The following is a 15,866-nucleotide window of genomic DNA, read 5'->3' on the forward strand; positions in this document are numbered from 1 at the left end:
GTTGGTCCCCTCGGTGTCGACATAACGCATCCTCTCCCGGCAGGGGCCGGCAGGCAATACCCTGACACCGCGGACCTTCCCATGAGTCAAACGCGCGCTCTGGTGCACGCAGGCAAATCGTCCTAAAGTAGCCCTACGGCAGCCTCGAAACAGTAGGGCCGGGAGACAACTCAAGGAAGTAAGTTCGGGCGGCACCCGCCGTCCGGCATCGGCGATCCAGGAAGTGCAGCGACTTGGATCGCCGGCACATTTTTGTGCCGTGAGTTGGATCATCGAGCCTGGAGCCGAGAATGCTGCACCAAGAGACTGCGCCCTCCCGGGTTGCCACCCGCCACATTTCTCCCCGACTTCGCCCGTGGGAAGCCAGAGGGCATGGTTCCCGACCACCAACCGTTTCCCCAGCAGGGCAGGGTCTCTGGGTGAGCCTGGGCGGAGTTCCCGTGAAGCTCTTGGAGTTTGATGGCGCCCTGCGGGAAATCATGGACCGGGCAACTTCAGTTGGCGCGTCACCTCTTGGCGTTTGTTCTGCCAACCTGGACCATATCCTGCACTTTGGGGCCGGAAGCAGGTGGATGGGCGCTATGGCGGAGCACGCGTCCGTGGAGTGGCTGACATTGTTGGACGGAGCCCCGCTGGTTGCTGAAGCCCGTCGTCTCACCGACCAGCCTTGGCCACGATTGGCGGGAAGCGATCTTGTGGAGCCCCTGCTGGACGAAGCCGAACGCCGTGGCCTGAGCGTGGGATTCCTCGGTGGGACGGAGCAGGCCCAGGAGCTTATCCGCAGCAGGTTCGCAACGGAGCGTCCGGATCTGGCGATTGCAGGCTGGTGGGCCCCGGAAAGGTCCGTGATCAGTGATGAGCAGGCTTCCTTGGAACTCGCCGCGCAGATAGCGGCCACTGCTCCGGACATCCTGGTGGTGGGCATGGGCAAGCCCCGCCAGGAATTGTGGGTCAGCAAGTATGGTCGCCTCACGGGAGCCAAGATTCTGCTGGCGTTCGGTGCTGTTGTCGATTTCCTGGCTGGTCGAATCCGGCGCGCCCCATCCTGGATCAGTTCCCACGGGTTTGAGTGGGCTTGGCGACTCATGCTGGAGCCGCGCAGGCTTGCCCGCCGGTACCTGATAGATGGACCCGAGGCGTACCTGAAGTTGCGTCAGGTCAGTGCTGCAGACGTTCCTCCCCCCGCACTGCCCGTGGGCCGGAAGCCAGAGGATTCGGTATTTGCCCCTGCCCCGATCAACAACCAGGCCCCGCAGCACTTCCTCCCGGCTGAGGCGAGGGCAGAGGTGGCAGCCATAGTTGTTACCTACAACAATGCCGACGACGTCGGACCCCTGATTTCGAGCCTGAGGGCCATGACGGGTGACCAAACCATGAAGGTAGTGGTGGCTGACAATTCTCCTGACGATCGCACGATGACCGAGCTGGCGAAGCATTCGGATGTCATCTCTTTGCGGACGGGCGGAAATCTCGGCTACGCGGGTGGCATCAACGCGGCGATGCGGGTGGCGGGTCCCGCCGATGCCTACCTCATCTTGAATCCGGACCTGCGGGTGGAGCCGGACGCAGTGGCAGCATTGCGCCGAAGAATGCGGCTGTCCCACGCTGGGGCGGTTGTGCCGGTCCTGCTGGAAGATGATGGCAGTGTTTACCCCTCGCTGCGCCGCGAGCCGAGCGTGATGCGGGCCCTGGGAGATGCCGCACTGGGCAGCCATCTGCGCCGGCGGCCGGCCTGGCTCTCGGAGATGGACTTCGACGTGGAGGGCTACCAATACGCTCATCGCATCGAATGGGCCACAGGCGCGGCTCTCCTGATAAGCGACGAGGCAGCCCAGGCCGTTGGGGAATGGGACGAGCAATTCTTCCTGTATTCGGAAGAGACAGATTATTGCCATCGAATCCGTGAAGCAGGGAAATCAATCTGGTTCGAGCCCACAGCAAGGATGTGGCATGAAGGCGGGGGTTCGGGTACCTCGCCTCAGCTGACGGCGCTGCTGTCCGTGAATCGTGTTCGCTATGCGGCCAAACATCTCGGGCGGAGCAGGGCTATGCTCTTCCGGGCCGCCGTTTGCGCCGCTGAGATGGCACGCATCAACAAACCTGGCCACCGGGAAGCAGCGCGGGCCCTGTTGAGGAAACGGCTATGGCAGACGTTGCCTCATGCCACGCGATCCCCTGATTTTTCGAAGGACCTTCCAACCGGAGCGGTCATCATCCCGGCGCACAATGAGTCAAAAGTTATTGGCCGGACACTGGATTCTTTGAAAGAAGTCATAAGTGCCGGAACTGTGGATGTCATCGTGGCGTGCAATGGCTGCACGGATGACACGGAAAAGGTCGCCTCCCAGTATCAGGGCATCAAGGTCCTGCATGTCGAGGGTGCGTCCAAAACAGCAGCGCTCAACGCGGCGGACGGTGCTACCGAACGGTGGCCGCGACTGTATCTTGATGCTGATGTGGAGCTCAACCCCGAGGCCCTGCACGCCGTTTTCAGGGCTCTCGAGGCCGGGCCCCTTCTGGCTGCACGGCCAGCCTTCCGCTACGACACCAGCGGAGCCTCCGTGTTGGTCAGGGCTTATTACAGGGCCCGGAACCGGATTCCTGGAAACGCGCAGGGACTGTGGGGGGCCGGAGTCTACGCAATGAATGCAGATGGACATGAACGGCTCGGAGAATTTCCCGCTCTGACCGGCGACGACTACTACGTGGATCGTTTGTTCCAACCGGGCGAAAAAGCTGTTCTGGCGACCGACCCTGTCGTTGTGAGGACCCCCCGCTCGTCGAGGGCGTTGCTCGCGATTCTTCGGCGCACTTACCGCGGAAACCAACAGCAAAGACCCTCACGGGGCCCACTGTCGACGTCATCTGGCGCAGCCTCCTCGACGGCGCGGACTTTGCAGGAGCTAGCCGTTTCCGTACGCGGGCCGGTCAGTGCATTCGATGCGCTGGCTTATGCAGCTTTCGCTGTTATTGGCCGGTACGGAGCATTCTTTGCGGGGAGGGCCATCGGTTCCTGGGAACGCGATGAGAGCAGCAGGCAGTAGAACCCGTGTGGGCGGGGTCCAGGCGGGTGGGATTGTCTTGCAGCCGGGGCTAGTGCTGGGCGGACCCTAGCGGTACGCCGCTTCTCCGGGACCAAAAGCTTCTTCGGCTTGGCCGCGCCGACAACTCGAGCACATTGCTCCTGACATGATCTATGAAGTCTTCCAAACGGTGGTTTTGCTCCACGTAGGCGCGACCACGACGCCCCATTTCTTCGGCAGCTTCCGGGTCGGCCAGGAAAGACTCTATGCGGCTCCTGAGGGCCCGGGAATCTTTTGCTGGCACGAATACTCCGGTGTCGCCGTCACGGATAACGTCCACCTGGCCTTGGGTTTCAGAGACAATGACAGGTCTTCCCATGGCCATGCCCTCCAGGATGACGTTCACGCCTGCGTCAATGTCGGTGGGTAACAGCGGAACAACCACCACCTTGGCGGCGGCATACGCGTCTCGCAGTTCAATGGACGTCAGTGGCCGGACCTGGCAGTTCTCTGGCCAGCCCGGTTCATCACGAACGTCCCGGGTGATGATTTTGTATCCGTCAAGGGCAACCACCAGGGATGCGGCTATATGAACGGGCACGTCCAATCCCCGGACTGCGTCTGCGAAGGTCGGAAAGTCCCGTTGGGTGGAGCCTGCCGAGAAGATGATCCCACGCTCGGTATCGACTGGCTTGAAGAATTCCAAGTCCACGGGATGGCGAACGAGGACTACGTCGGCGGGCTTAAACCCAATCTTTTCAACCGCCACGGTCTGCTGGATGGAGCTCCATGTCACGATTCTGTCTATACCGGTCCGGAAAAGCCTGAGAGGCCACTGAACTGCGGGTTTTGAAAGCCAGAACATCATGGCTAAATGCGGAGTCCTGATCCGGAGGATGGCGAATACTGCCGCAACGGCAACTGAATGCCGTTCAGACCACGTAATAATGACATCGTAGGAGCTGCTGAGCCGTGCGGCTTCGAAGGCTTGGGCGGCAAAGGCCGGTAGGCGCTTGTAGACGTGTGCCCGGAGGCCTGCTGTGTGTTGAACGGTGTTTTCATCGAGGACGTCGCAGTTCAGGGTTTTTTCAAACAGGAGACTGCGCGGCTCTGCGCCGGAGGACTCCAGGCGCTGCCGTTCCGCCCGCTCCACGGTCGAGCGTCCCCTGGTCTTGACGAGGAGGATTCTCGGCGCATCTCCGCGGAAGACCTCATCTGTTCGAACCATCATCAACTCCGTCTCGATGCGGGCGCAGTAATCCAAATACAGCAGTCTTTCCGGCGGGCAGCGCATGCAGCCTCCCCGCAAGCAGGCCTCCCCGTTCGTCCTGCACGATGCGCCACAAGGCCCCTGCGAGTCCAAGCATGAGGAACAACATCGCGGCGGCCATGGGAAATGAGAGCCCGTCGAAGAAAGCAAAAGTGACAGCTACGGCTGCCAGGGACGCAAGGACTGCCTGGCTCAATTGACGCATGTCGTTGTCCACTGCCAGGTGCCGCGCGCGCCAAGCGCACGTTAGCCCACTGACGATGAGGGCCAGGAACAGGGCCAGTCCAAGAACCCCCAGTTCCACAAGCAGTCCCAAATACTGGTTGTCGACGATGATGTACTCGGGCAGGAACGTTCCGAACGCCCGCCCAATGAGGGGATTGTTTTCCAACATGCCCAAGGCCGTGGAGTATCCATTGGTCCTGGAAGTAATGCTTGTGTCGTCGCCCCCGACCGTGAACAGTCCTCGAAGCGTGCCAAGCAGTCCAGGAGTGACGACATAGATGGCTCCCACGAGGACTATTGATGCCAGATAGGCCCGACGCCGCATTGACTTGGACCATGCAGGGATGAGGATAACGAAGGCGATGGCGACCGCGATCAATGCGGAACGGGAGACGGACAAGACGGAAGCAACGGCGATAGCGATGACCGGTAGCCACCGCAGCAGCCAGTTCCTGGTGGTCTGTGTCAGTGCCAAGGTCAAAGCGATGGGAAATGAGGTCGAAAGTACAACTCCGTACTCAAGCGGGTGGGACGCCATGGCGGCGGCCCGGACAAATCCGCCCCTGACGTCAATGTTGGAGAAGTCCGGGCTCGATGACATACCCGGGATGGTGATCCAGTCGATGAGGGACGCTCCGGTAGCAAACTGGAGAAGTCCAAGGACTGCGGTGAATGTTCCCATCATGACGACACTTCGCATGATGGTAACCAGTCCACGTCGATCCTTGAGGCCATCGTGGATCAAGAGGAGAATCCCGGCCCAGGCAAGCAAACGAATGAGTCCACCATCTGCAGGACTGGATTCCTTTTCGGGCAGGCCGTGGAGCATCGCCACCGCGTAACTTGCTACCGCAATAGCTAAAAAGAGGGCCAGGGCGAGACGGACGGGGCGGCGCCCCACAGCCTCCGGCTTGGTCCTGTGCACCTGGTACAGCACCCACCATACGAGTGCCAAAAGGGCCCACAAGGTAGTCAACCGTCCTACGGTGCCCAAGGCGGAAATCGTCAGGTTGGAAGGCACGGCACACGTGACCACCAGATATATCGTGACGAATGTGGCGACATCCGAGCGCTCGCGCTGCATCCCCATCCGGGCCATGCTTACTTCACGCGGGTCCCAACCATCTGGTGTGTCCCGCATATCTACTGACCTGCCCCTCGACGTACCCCAGTGCGCCGGGCAATCTGGCGTTCAACAGTGGCGGCCGTGGCCATGGCGGCCGCGCAAGCGAGGGCGAGCCAGGCGCTGGCACCCTTGAGGCGGTCCGTGGGCGTCCCCCCGCCGAAGATGATCTCCGGACTTGACGGCGTGGTCACCGTGGTTATCACTGCGCCATGAACGTCGGTTTCCTTCTGCAGCGACGTGGATTCCTCCTGGATCCTCTTAATGACCACGGACAGTACTTCGTTCACCCGCTCCGCGCTCGAGTCCACCACCTGAACCGCCAGCACCGGCCTGGAAAAGCTCTTGGTCCACTGGCCTCCGGTATTGGGCAACGTTACGGAATATCCTTGCTTCACACCTGCTCCGTAGAGGGTCCCTCGGGACAGGACCAAATTCACTGAACCGGAGTCGTCGTTGACGCGTTTCTCCACCAAAGCGGCAAAAGGCACGAGCGCCGCCACATCGCCTCCTGGAACCCAGTAGGCAGGTTCGCCCGTGGGTGCAACGAACGAGACCTCTGCCTGCGTCCAATAGACAGGATCCAGGGACCGGATCGCCCCCAGCCCTGCGAAGCCAATCAACAGAACAGCGACGGCGGCGTACCACCTCCTTCGCAGGACCTGGAGCAGTGTCTTGGGCGTCATGGCTACGAGGGCCTGTGTGAGACTGGCAAGGTGACCGGGACGTCGTCGTGCGCTGGTTCGAGTGCTGGCGCTGTAGCCGGCACACTATGCTTGGTCTCCTCCGGGATCCGGGAATCCTTTTCCCTGTGGCGACGGGCCTTGCGTGATTTCAGCAGGCTGTCCAACAGGACGGTAAGCACCAAGGTCAGCCCTACTCCCCCGGCTGCTGCCACGAGGAGGATCTGGGTCCTTGCCTTTGATTCCGGTGTGGCCCGGGTATCGACCAGAAGGGTCATGGTTGAGATCCGCGACTCCTCCGGAACGTTCAAAGCGCCCTGCATGTTTTCCAGCAACAGTGGGGCTTGGTCCATGACGGCCCGCATGGTGCCCAAGGATTCTTCCGGGTTCGGTGACGTGGCTGTGATGAGGAGGATGGCTCCGCTGGTGCCTCGATCCGTTTCAGCCGTATAGGTTGCGTTTGAAAAGTCCTCCGCGATCTTGTGGCGGATGTCCTCAGCCGAGAGCCGGCGCGTGAGGATGTCCAGCGCCTCCCCCATCCCGCCCAGGTTCAGGTACGGATTGCCGTCTGCGCCAACACTGTGTGCCGATGGCATCATCACGAGGCTTGCTTGCGCTTTGAATTTCTCGGGGGTGTTCTGTTGGACCTGAAGGCACAACACAAGCGTCATGATCAGGCCGAGGACGAGGAAGTACCACCTTCGTCCGAGGCTCCTTAGAATCGTTCGAATTTTCATGATCCGATCTCCCGCCTGTTCTGTCCCAGAAAAACTTTCACCCTGTCGATTCCACTTCTGCCGAGGAGCCTGATCGTGGCCGTTTTGATGGCGCTGCGAAGACCGTCGCGAAGCAGGCGCACTGGCCCCTCAACCAGGGCGTCGCGCACCAACGCCAGCGTTTCGACGGTCGCCACGTCGTCGAGCAACCCGGGGAATCTGTCTGCAAATGGATCAGCCGCCACAAGTCGTCCGCGGATTCTGTTACTGACGTTTGACCCGTGCACAACCTGCAGCCAAGCCGGCGGCCCACCGACCTCCTCGGTGGCCATGATCTCGCCCAGCTGGTTATGCCAGGCCGACCAGCATGTCACCGGAGCACTCCACGTGGACCGCACCGAGCAAAACGCGTTCCGGTCATCGTGCCTCAAGTAGACCGAGGCACCGCCTTTAACCAAGCCGGCGGAGAGATAAATAGCCGAAGGCAAGTGCGAGCACTGGACGTCCTGTACCTGGGCCACAAAGTCAGCTGCCAGACCGTCGTCGTTATCCACGTTGGTGGTCAGCAGATTTTGTGTCCGCCGCCCCGTGACTTCCTCGATGTCCGAGAGGAGCTCGTCGGCAGAAACTTCAGCCCGGAAAATCGGAGTGAACAGACCGTCGGCACTCAGGTCCTGAATCCTCTCCAATAACCACTCAGGAGACTCGGGATCGAAGTAGACAATCCAATGAAAACCTTTGCGTGTTTGGGCTCGAACCGAGGGAAGACAATATCTCTCGAAGAGTTCAACGCGGTTGTGAAGCCACCCGTCTTTGGCCCTGACAAGGCTCTCGAAGCCCTTTGACGGAAGGTTGAACCTGGTCAGGAGCGCGTGGTCTACCCTTGGCTGCACGTCATCCGGCTGGCCTTGCACGGCAGGACCTGACAGCTGCGTCGGGTGCCCGTCGCTGAAATTCCGGGTCTGCTTTCCCGTGGCCAGGAGTCCCCGGACTTTGGCGCCCCGTGAGTCCCAGCTGTGCGACCGTACGGTGGCGTCAATATCTTCACGGAGTTCCTGTGTCATCGGCTCACGCAGGGCCTTGAGAACGAGTTGCGAGAATTCGGCCGGTGTCCTGGCTGCGGCAATGGCGGGCGAGTCGATCCATCGGGTCGACGGCAGGTCCGTGGCTACTACCCGGAGCCCTGCAGCAAGGTATTCAAGGGTCTTCAAAGGAAAACTCGACCGGTTGAACTCTGTGTCTGCATAAGGAGTGATACCGACCGACACCGTTTGCAGCAATCGGGCAACGTCGTCCTGGCCCACCAACCCCCTCCAATCCACGTTTGGCCTGGACAACAAGGCATCCAACCTGGAGCGGACAACTGGATCGCCGTCCGCCCGGGGCCCAATGATGAGCAGTGGGACCTCCGTTGCAGCTACGGATTCCAGGGCGTCCAGATCCAACCGGTTGTTGAGCTGACCAACCAGGGCTACAACCGGACTGCGGCGGGAACCTGATGGAGTGGTTGCAGGAGTGCAGCCGTTGGGCAGGACTTCGACGGGCCTGCCGGAAAACCTGGAGATCTTGGCTGCCAGTTCCTCAGAGACTGCGCTAACAGCATCGGCAGATCGGATGTTCTCTTCCAATACGCGGATCAAATGGGACGAAGTGAAGCCCATGAGATTCGTCCCCGCCAACCAATCATCGGTCAGGTGCAGGAGCCGCGTCCCTTCCGGGCGGCGGGACGGAAACAGCATGATCGGCGATGAATTGACGATGCCGGCAATACGCCCGGCAGTCCGATCCAGGGCGGCATCTACACAGCGGCGTACAAGAGCATCCGTAGAGCGACGCACAACCGGTTTGCTCACGCCGGGCAGAGCCGGAATCCGCAGGCGGCTGATATTCGTCCCCACATTTTCGCCGACGCCACGAAGGCTCCGTATGAGGTGGCGTCGGACATCCGCGTAGCTTGTAAGTGGAACCGGGTGATCAACCCACAGAATATGGTGTGTCCTGGCCAACGTATTGGCCAGCATCTTGTCAGTACCCGAAAGGCTGTCCCAGCGGGTCCCGGACATGTAGACGATCGTTTCCATCAGCTGTCCCGTCCGCGCACGGCCAGGGAAGGCATCGAGGCTACCGGCTTGGCATTGAAGTCATCAGCCGCGTTGTGTCCGAAATAGCGCTGAAAGCGTCGACGTCCCACGTAGGCGGCATATTGAGCACCAGCTACCGCCTCGGCCCTCAACGAAGAGAATGTTCCTGTGCTTTCTTCCAGTGAACGCCGGTAGAACTGCACCTGTACCCGGGCTGCGTTAGTGAGCGAAAACCTGTCCTGAACAAGTTGGTGCCCAAAGGAGCCCAGCTGGGCTCGTTCCTGCTCGTTGTCCAGCAGGAATCCAAGGATGGAAATCAAGTTTTCCCGCCCCGATTCCGTGCCGCTGCCTACGCCGTACCATCCCTGCCAGAGGAAACGGTCCAGAGTTTCAGGGGTCAACAATTCCCAGAAGCCGCGCTCCCCTTGAACCACCAGTGGCTTCCCAAAGGAAAGACCGCGCAAGGCCGAGCCGCCCATCCCCAAGACAACATCAGCAGCCGCGTACGCTGGCCTGGGATCCTCAAGCTCCCCCGTTAGCAGGACCACGCGTCGTCCCAGCCCGTCATTGATAACGGAAGCCTTGGCAATCGCGTCCCTCATCCCTGGCCCGTCTCCAACGATCACAAGGCGAACGTCCCTCAGCCGTGCCAATTCAGCGATGGCGTCCATCGAGGACAAGATGCCCTCAAGCTTCAACTCCCGGGCAAGTCGTGAAACGCAAACAACTACGTGGGCCTGGTCGATGAGTCCAAACCGTTCCCGGAACTTGTCCAGCGCTGCAACGGCTGACGGACTGTTCGCGACGACATCTACGGGGGGCTCCAGAAGCCCCACGCGCTCGCGACCGAAAGCCGACTCGGCCTTAAGAATCTGTTCAGTTCCTACAAGAAGGGGCATCGTCCTGGGGATAAACGGAGCAACTGCCATGGACATGACAGTCGCCATGCTGCTGCAGCCGGGTACCAGTCTTGAAGCAATCAAGCACTCAAGGGCCGGTGGCCATTCATAACCATGGAGTACGTCAAGCATGCGTCCCCGGGCGAGCTTGCCCAACGCCGCGCACACTGACGGGGACGGCCGCTTCCGGGGAGCCGGTGCCTGAATGAACTCCAGATCAAGCTCCCGCACCTTCCGGGTAAGGGTTCCGGGCTGCCCAAAAATGACCACGCTGTGGCCCAGGTCCCGGACAGCGGCTCCCAACTCAATGGCGTTGACCTGGCTGCCACCAATTCGAAGGTCATGCGGATAGATAAGAATCTTCACCGGACAACCTCCTTTTCCCAACCCATACGACGCAACTGCTGAATGTCTCCCAGCCGGAGGAACACCGAGACCGTAATGGCCAGCAGACCAACCAACAGGCTGGCACCCACTGCCATGAAGGGCGAAGGAATCGACGAGGACAGCACGAAACAGGCCACTCCGGCAGCTACCGAGATACCGGTGGACGCGCTGACGCTGACCGCAAGGCTCCTTAAGGGAACGCCTGCCCGGGAGAGTGCGCCTAAATAGAGTGGCGAAGTTACGGCCACTGCAATGAACAGCGGAACTGCCGCCAAGGCTTGGAGGCCGCCCAGTTGTGCGCCCAAAACAAGAGCCGGAATCAAGGCCAGGAGGGACAAGAACTGGACCCTCAGAATGGGAACCGACTGCTTTATCACCACCAGGTAGTCATAAATGAGTTCGTGGAAAACCCTGAAGACGGCAACCGGTGCCAGCCAGGCCAGGGCCACGGCAGCCGGCGCCCACGCCTCCCCATACAACAGCGTCACGACCGGAACAGCGCAGGCAGTCAGGACTGCCGAAACCGGCAGCATGGCTGATGCAACCACGGCAACAATTGACAGCATGGCTGCACGCATCTCCGCGGGAGCATCCTGCAGCCTGGCAAATGTCGCAGGTGCCACGCTGCGCAGAGGCTGCGACAACAAGCTGGCTGGCCAACCTGCCATATTCGTGGCCATCACATAAAACCCCAACACCACCGGACCGAGCATCTTTCCAGCAACCAGTTGGTCAACGTAACCCACACCAAAGACCACCATGCTCGCGCCCGCCAAGGGCAAACCGAACCCCAGCAGCTGTTTCGCCAGCTTCCTGGAGAACCCAAAGCGATAGGGCAACGGAGAGTAGATCAGGAAAAGGACAGCGGAAACAAGGCTGGCCAGCACACGTCCTACGGCAAGACTCATGGCACCCATGCCCATGATGACGAGAACCAGGGAGACGCCTGCCCCAAGCCAAACGTTGACCTGGTCAATGATCATGCGTTGGCCCTGGCGGAAGTTCCGCTGTAGAACGGCCGCAGGCGTAGCCACCAGCCCATTGAGGACGATGCAGAAGGCGAGCGCCCTGACGACGTCGGTGGCGGCTTCGTTTCCCATGGCTGCTGTGAAGTATGGCGCCATCATGTAGGAGCCTGCGAAGAGAACAATGCTGCATGCCGTTGAAATCGTAGTCACGGTCGCGGCGATTTCCTTGGGATCCCCTGGCCATCGAACGATCGCCAGGCTGACCCCAAGTTCGTTGAAGCTCAGTACAGCCATCAGCGCTACAAAGGCCACAGCGTATGTTCCGAACTGCTCGGGCCCCAGTAACCGCGCGAGTGCTATGCCGATTGCGATTGTTCCCAGGCGTGTCACGACTGCGTTCAGGACGCTGATGACGAACGCCCGTGTTGGAGTGGGCGTTCGCGGGTTTGCAGCACGGCTGCGGAGGGTCACAGGGCGTCCTCCAGTTCGGGTGAATAGCCGCGGCGGATGACGCGTGCGGGCACGCCGGCCCATGTTTCTTCGTCGGGAACATCGGTTAGTACTGCCGCTCCCATGCCGATGGTTGCCCCGGCGCCGACGGTGCGGCGCTCGCGGACGCTGGCGTTCATGCCGATGTAGGCTGCGCGGCCGATGTGGACGTTCCCGCCGAGGGATACGCCTGCGGCCAGGGTGGCGAAGTCGCTGACGACGTCGTCGTGGGTGAGCGTGACGCCGGGCATGGCTACTACGTGGCTTCCGACTGTGACGGAGGCTGTCATGGTGACGTTGGCCAGGAGGATGCTCCCGAGGCCGATTCTGCATCCTTCCGGTGGATGTACTGATGAGTCGATCGCTGTCGCATAGCGGTCCTCTGCGAGGCCCAGGGTGCGTAAGCGCATGACGACGCTTTCGCGTCCCCGGCCGGATCCAATACAGACAAGCAGCATGGCGTGTGGGAAGGTCAGGGCATCGCGGATGGGGCCCAGTACGTGGGCGCCGTCCACGACGCGTCCTAGTTTGTCTTCGTCGTCGTCCAGGATTCCGATGACGTCGTATTGTCCGGTGTTGCGGACCATGGCCAGGACCTCGCGGGCGAGTCCGCTGGCGGCGATGAGGAGGAGCTCGGTCATCTTCCCTGTCCTGCCGCGCGAAGTACTGAGTCGATGACCCGGACCTGGTCACCCAGGGTGAGTTGGTGGTAGAGAGGCAGGATCAATGTGTGGTCTGTCAGCCATTCAGTTGCTGCCAGCGAAACCGCGCCGTTGGATGTCGCGGCGTAGGCAGGTTGCCGGTGTGCGGCCATGATGCCGCGTCGTGCCGATATTCCCTCCTCTGCAAGGCGGGTCATCAGGGCGTCTCTTCCCAGGGGGAAAGCCGTGCCTACTTCCAGCCAGCAGGATTGGAAGTTTCCGGTTCCGTATCCGGGGTCGTCCACTAAACGGAGGCCTTCGATACCAGCGAAGGCCTGTGCGTAGTTGGCGGCCAGTTCGCGCCTGCGTTGTACTGCTTGGTGCAGGCGGCCGAGTTGGACGATCCCGACGGCGGCCTGCAGGTCAGTCATGCGGTAGTTGAAACCTATTTCGAGGTATTCCTCGGCGGGGGCAAGGATGCTGGCATGACGGTCCGCGGCGGAGACGCTCATTGCGTGTTCGCGGAGCCGGCGGGACCGGTCTGCGAGGTCCTGCCGCGGTGTGGAGAGCATCCCGCCCTCGCCGGTGGTGAGGATTTTGCGGGGGTGGAAGGACCAGGCCACCAGTTCAGCGCCGGCTCCTACTGGGCGGCCGCGGTAGCGGGAACCGATGCCGCAGGCTGCGTCTTCCACCACGGTGATGCCGAGGGGGTCGCACAGGGCCCGGATGGGATCGAGGTCCACGGGTACTCCGCCTTGGTCCACGGCTATGACGGCCCGTGTGGCGGGCGTCAAGGCGGCGGCAATCGTTTCAGCGGTGACACAACCTGTGAGTACGTCGACGTCGGCGAAGACGGCCCGGGCGCCCACGTAGGTGGGGGCGTTTGCCGTGGCAATGAAGGAGAAGGAGGGAAGGACGACGTCGTCTCCCGGACCGACGCCGGCGACGGCGAGTGCCAGGTGCAGGGCTGAGGTGCAGCTGGAGACCGCGACGGCGAAGGAGGCCTGTTGCTCCAGGGCGAAGGCTTCCTCGAACTGCTTGACTTTGGGGCCTTGGGCCACCCAACCGGAAGCGATGACCTCGGCCACTGCTTGGGCTTCTTCTTCCCCAAGCCATGGTTTCATGACGTCGATGCGTGCCAGGGAGGTTTCGGAGGTGGTCATCGTGCACCTACTGAGGGTGCTTCCGGCCGGGCAAGCTGCCGGGAGGCTGCGATTTCTTCACGGAGCGGACGCCACCATGTGACGAGTGAGCGGAGTCCATCTTCCAGTTCTATTGCGGCTTCAAAACCGAGGTCCCGCTTGGCGGCGGTGACGTCTGCGAGGCGGCGGGCAACGCCGTTGACTGCCCGTTCAGGTCCGTGGTCAAGGTGCAGTGGGGACTGCATGACCCGTAGCAGTGTTTGCGCGAGTTCGGCCAGGCTGGTTTCCGTGCCGCTGGCCACGTTGTACACGCCCTCCCGGACGTCGCTGGCGGCTGCGAGAATGTTGGCCCTTGCGACATCGGCGGTGTGGATGAAGTCCATTGTCTGGTGGCCGCTGCCGAAGATCAGGGGCGGAAGGCCATCGACTATCCGCTCCATCCAACGGACAAGTACCTCTGTATAGAGGCCGTGGACGTCCATGCGGGGTCCGTACACGTTGAAGTACCTCAGGAGGACGTACTCCAGGCCGGACATGGCCCGGAAGCTCCTGGCCATTCCCTCGTTGAAAGATTTCGCGGCCCCATAAAAGGTGTCGTTGTTGTGGTGGTGGTGTCTCTCGGTGGTGGGGAATTCTTCTGCCATTCCGTAGACGGAGGCACTCGACGCCGCGATGACCTTTTCCACGTTGTGCTCAACGGCGGCTTCGAACACGTTGAAGGTTCCATCCACCAGGACCTCAAGCGCCAACCGTGGCTCCTCGGCGCATTGGGTGATACGGATTGCAGCCTGATGGAAAACCAGATCCTTGCCTCTGGTGAGGTCGTGGACAAGGTCCCGATCCCTCAGGTCACCTTCCACCAGCTGTACGAGTCCGGTAGCCAAGGCATCGTTGAGGTTGGCCCGGCGCCCCCTGACGAGGTTGTCCAGGACGTCCACGTGCGCCGCACCGGCGTCGAGCAGTTGATCTACCAGGGTGGATCCGATGGTTCCGGCGCCTCCGGTGACCAGGACGTTGGCGCCGAGCAGCTTCTTCACTGTGCGACCTGGAGAGCGACCTCGTTGCCGGCAACGATGGTTGACTGGCCGTCTGTTCCAAGGCTTTGGGTGACGGCTTCCAGTACGGAGAGGACCCTGAGCCCGGATTCGCCGCTGGTGCGCGGTATCGTGTGGTTCCGGATGGATCCGGCCAGCTCGGCGACCACCTGGCCCAAGGGTTCGCGTTCCTGCAGCGCTGGTGACCAGGTGTCGCCCAGGCGATAAGAAATGGCCGAGTTCTTTTTGTCCGCCGCAGACCGTGGCTGCTGTTCCAGGCTGACGCCGCGATCGTAGACGCTGAGGCGTTGTTGCGGGTTCAGGTCGTCCCAGACGAGCGTCCTCTTTGAGCCGCCAATGATCATCTGGCGGATTTTGGTGGGACTGAGCCAGTTCACGTGGATATGGACCATGGCGTCGTTTGGCAGGCCGAAGGTCAAGTGGCCTACACAGTCGCGGCCCGTTCCCAGCGGATCTGCGCCGTGGGCGGAGATCTCGGTGGGGTGCAGGCCTCCCGGGAGGACGAAATCCAGGATCGACAGATCGTGGGGTGCAAGATCCCAGAACACATTGACGTCCGGTTGGACAAGTCCGAGGTTGATGCGCACGGAGTCGACGTACAAGATGTCGCCCAATGCCCCACTTGATACGAGCTCCTGGATCTTCAAAACCGCGGGAGTAAAACAATAGGTATGGTCTGCCATGAGGACGAGGCCGCGGGCCTTGGCTTCCTCCACCATTTCCAGGCCCTTGACACGGCTGTCCGCGAGTGGCTTCTCGACGAGTACGTGCATGCCGGCACGCAATGCAGTCATCACTACTCCGTGATGCGTGTGCGCCGGGGTCGCCACAGCGACGGCGTCCAGGTTGTACGTGTCCAGAAGTTCGTCCAAGGACTCGACGACGGCGACGCCGCCTACCGTTTCGGCCAGCCGAAGTCCGCGCTCCACGTCAAGATCGCAAATTGCCACCAGTTCCCAATCCGGGCTGGCTTTGAGGTTCCTGGCGAGGTTCGGGCCCCAATATCCCGCTCCGACCACGGCGATCCGTAACTTCGGGGTCATCCCGTGGCCGTTAAGGTGGCCTGATGGAATAGTTCCTATGCTCATTTTCCACTCGGATTCTGTGTTGGATAGCTCGGTTCTTTCTCAGGTAATGCTTGTTGTTCCGCTTGGCGTGCCCCGG

Annotated in this window: 12 protein-coding genes; 1 reads left to right on the forward strand and 11 read right to left on the reverse strand. The window is 61.3% G+C overall.

Going from position 1 to position 15,866, the window contains the following annotated elements; all coding sequences use genetic code 11:
- Positions 1–290 precede the first annotated feature (290 nt).
- Positions 291–3,044, forward strand: a complete 2,754-nt coding sequence (locus tag ABIE18_RS07900; RefSeq protein ID WP_499722127.1) for a WecB/TagA/CpsF family glycosyltransferase — start codon at positions 291–293, stop codon at positions 3,042–3,044.
- Between the two features lie 49 nt (positions 3,045–3,093).
- On the opposite strand, the gene ABIE18_RS07905 is transcribed toward ABIE18_RS07900, so the two are convergent.
- Genes ABIE18_RS07905 through ABIE18_RS07955 form a run of 11 tightly spaced genes read right to left on the reverse strand, consistent with a single transcriptional unit; the run spans position 3,094 to position 15,790 of the window.
- A complete protein-coding gene (locus ABIE18_RS07905; RefSeq protein WP_499722128.1) occupies positions 3,094–4,251 on the reverse strand; it encodes a glycosyltransferase family 4 protein in 1,158 nt (385 codons plus the stop codon).
- The gene (locus ABIE18_RS07910) at positions 4,235–5,659 is read right to left on the reverse strand and encodes an O-antigen ligase family protein (RefSeq protein WP_499722129.1); all 1,425 of its coding nucleotides are present in this window, start codon (positions 5,657–5,659) and stop codon (positions 4,235–4,237) included. The genes ABIE18_RS07905 and ABIE18_RS07910 overlap by 17 nt, the downstream gene beginning before the upstream one ends.
- A 2-nt stretch (positions 5,660–5,661) precedes the next feature.
- Complete coding sequence (locus ABIE18_RS07915) at positions 5,662–6,327, reverse strand: YveK family protein (RefSeq protein WP_499722130.1); 666 nt, start codon at positions 6,325–6,327, stop codon at positions 5,662–5,664.
- A gap of 2 nt (positions 6,328–6,329) precedes the next feature.
- Positions 6,330–7,061: a hypothetical protein gene (locus ABIE18_RS07920; protein ID WP_499722131.1), complete on the reverse strand. Its 732-nt coding sequence runs from the start codon at positions 7,059–7,061 to the stop codon at positions 6,330–6,332.
- Positions 7,058–9,121, reverse strand: a complete 2,064-nt coding sequence (locus ABIE18_RS07925) for a glycosyltransferase (protein ID WP_499722132.1) — start codon at positions 9,119–9,121, stop codon at positions 7,058–7,060. Before ABIE18_RS07925 ends, ABIE18_RS07920 begins: the two co-directional genes overlap by 4 nt.
- Positions 9,121–10,386 (reverse strand): glycosyltransferase family 4 protein, encoded by a 1,266-nt coding sequence (locus tag ABIE18_RS07930; protein ID WP_499722134.1) that lies wholly within the window; start codon positions 10,384–10,386, stop codon positions 9,121–9,123. The genes ABIE18_RS07925 and ABIE18_RS07930 overlap by 1 nt, the downstream gene beginning before the upstream one ends.
- Positions 10,383–11,846: an oligosaccharide flippase family protein gene (locus tag ABIE18_RS07935; protein ID WP_499722135.1), complete on the reverse strand. Its 1,464-nt coding sequence runs from the start codon at positions 11,844–11,846 to the stop codon at positions 10,383–10,385. The genes ABIE18_RS07930 and ABIE18_RS07935 overlap by 4 nt, the downstream gene beginning before the upstream one ends.
- Positions 11,843–12,505, reverse strand: coding sequence for an acetyltransferase (locus tag ABIE18_RS07940; protein WP_224090344.1), 663 nt, complete (start codon positions 12,503–12,505; stop codon positions 11,843–11,845). The genes ABIE18_RS07935 and ABIE18_RS07940 overlap by 4 nt, the downstream gene beginning before the upstream one ends.
- Positions 12,502–13,668: a DegT/DnrJ/EryC1/StrS family aminotransferase gene (locus ABIE18_RS07945; protein ID WP_499722138.1), complete on the reverse strand. Its 1,167-nt coding sequence runs from the start codon at positions 13,666–13,668 to the stop codon at positions 12,502–12,504. Before ABIE18_RS07945 ends, ABIE18_RS07940 begins: the two co-directional genes overlap by 4 nt.
- On the reverse strand, positions 13,665–14,684 hold the full coding sequence (locus tag ABIE18_RS07950; RefSeq protein WP_499722140.1) for an NAD-dependent epimerase/dehydratase family protein: 1,020 nt from the start codon (positions 14,682–14,684) through the stop codon (positions 13,665–13,667). The genes ABIE18_RS07945 and ABIE18_RS07950 overlap by 4 nt, the downstream gene beginning before the upstream one ends.
- On the reverse strand, positions 14,681–15,790 hold the full coding sequence (locus ABIE18_RS07955) for a Gfo/Idh/MocA family protein (RefSeq protein ID WP_499722141.1): 1,110 nt from the start codon (positions 15,788–15,790) through the stop codon (positions 14,681–14,683). The genes ABIE18_RS07950 and ABIE18_RS07955 overlap by 4 nt, the downstream gene beginning before the upstream one ends.
- Between the last annotated feature and the right edge of the window lie 76 nt (positions 15,791–15,866).

This window comes from Arthrobacter sp. 2762 (assembly GCF_040548745.1).
Classification (GTDB): Bacteria; Actinomycetota; Actinomycetes; order Actinomycetales; family Micrococcaceae; genus Arthrobacter.

Coding starts and splice junctions, on each gene's coding strand:
- ABIE18_RS07900 (WP_499722127.1), top strand. CDS start 291: ATGCTGCACCAAGAGACTGCGCCCTCCCGGGTTGCCACCCGCCACATT.
- ABIE18_RS07905 (WP_499722128.1), bottom strand. CDS start 4,251: ATGGTTCGAACAGATGAGGTCTTCCGCGGAGATGCGCCGAGAATCCTC.
- ABIE18_RS07910 (WP_499722129.1), bottom strand. CDS start 5,659: ATGCGGGACACACCAGATGGTTGGGACCCGCGTGAAGTAAGCATGGCC.
- ABIE18_RS07915 (WP_499722130.1), bottom strand. CDS start 6,327: ATGACGCCCAAGACACTGCTCCAGGTCCTGCGAAGGAGGTGGTACGCC.
- ABIE18_RS07920 (WP_499722131.1), bottom strand. CDS start 7,061: ATGAAAATTCGAACGATTCTAAGGAGCCTCGGACGAAGGTGGTACTTC.
- ABIE18_RS07925 (WP_499722132.1), bottom strand. CDS start 9,121: ATGGAAACGATCGTCTACATGTCCGGGACCCGCTGGGACAGCCTTTCG.
- ABIE18_RS07940 (WP_224090344.1), bottom strand. CDS start 12,505: ATGACCGAGCTCCTCCTCATCGCCGCCAGCGGACTCGCCCGCGAGGTC.
- ABIE18_RS07945 (WP_499722138.1), bottom strand. CDS start 13,668: ATGACCACCTCCGAAACCTCCCTGGCACGCATCGACGTCATGAAACCA.
- ABIE18_RS07955 (WP_499722141.1), bottom strand. CDS start 15,790: ATGAGCATAGGAACTATTCCATCAGGCCACCTTAACGGCCACGGGATG.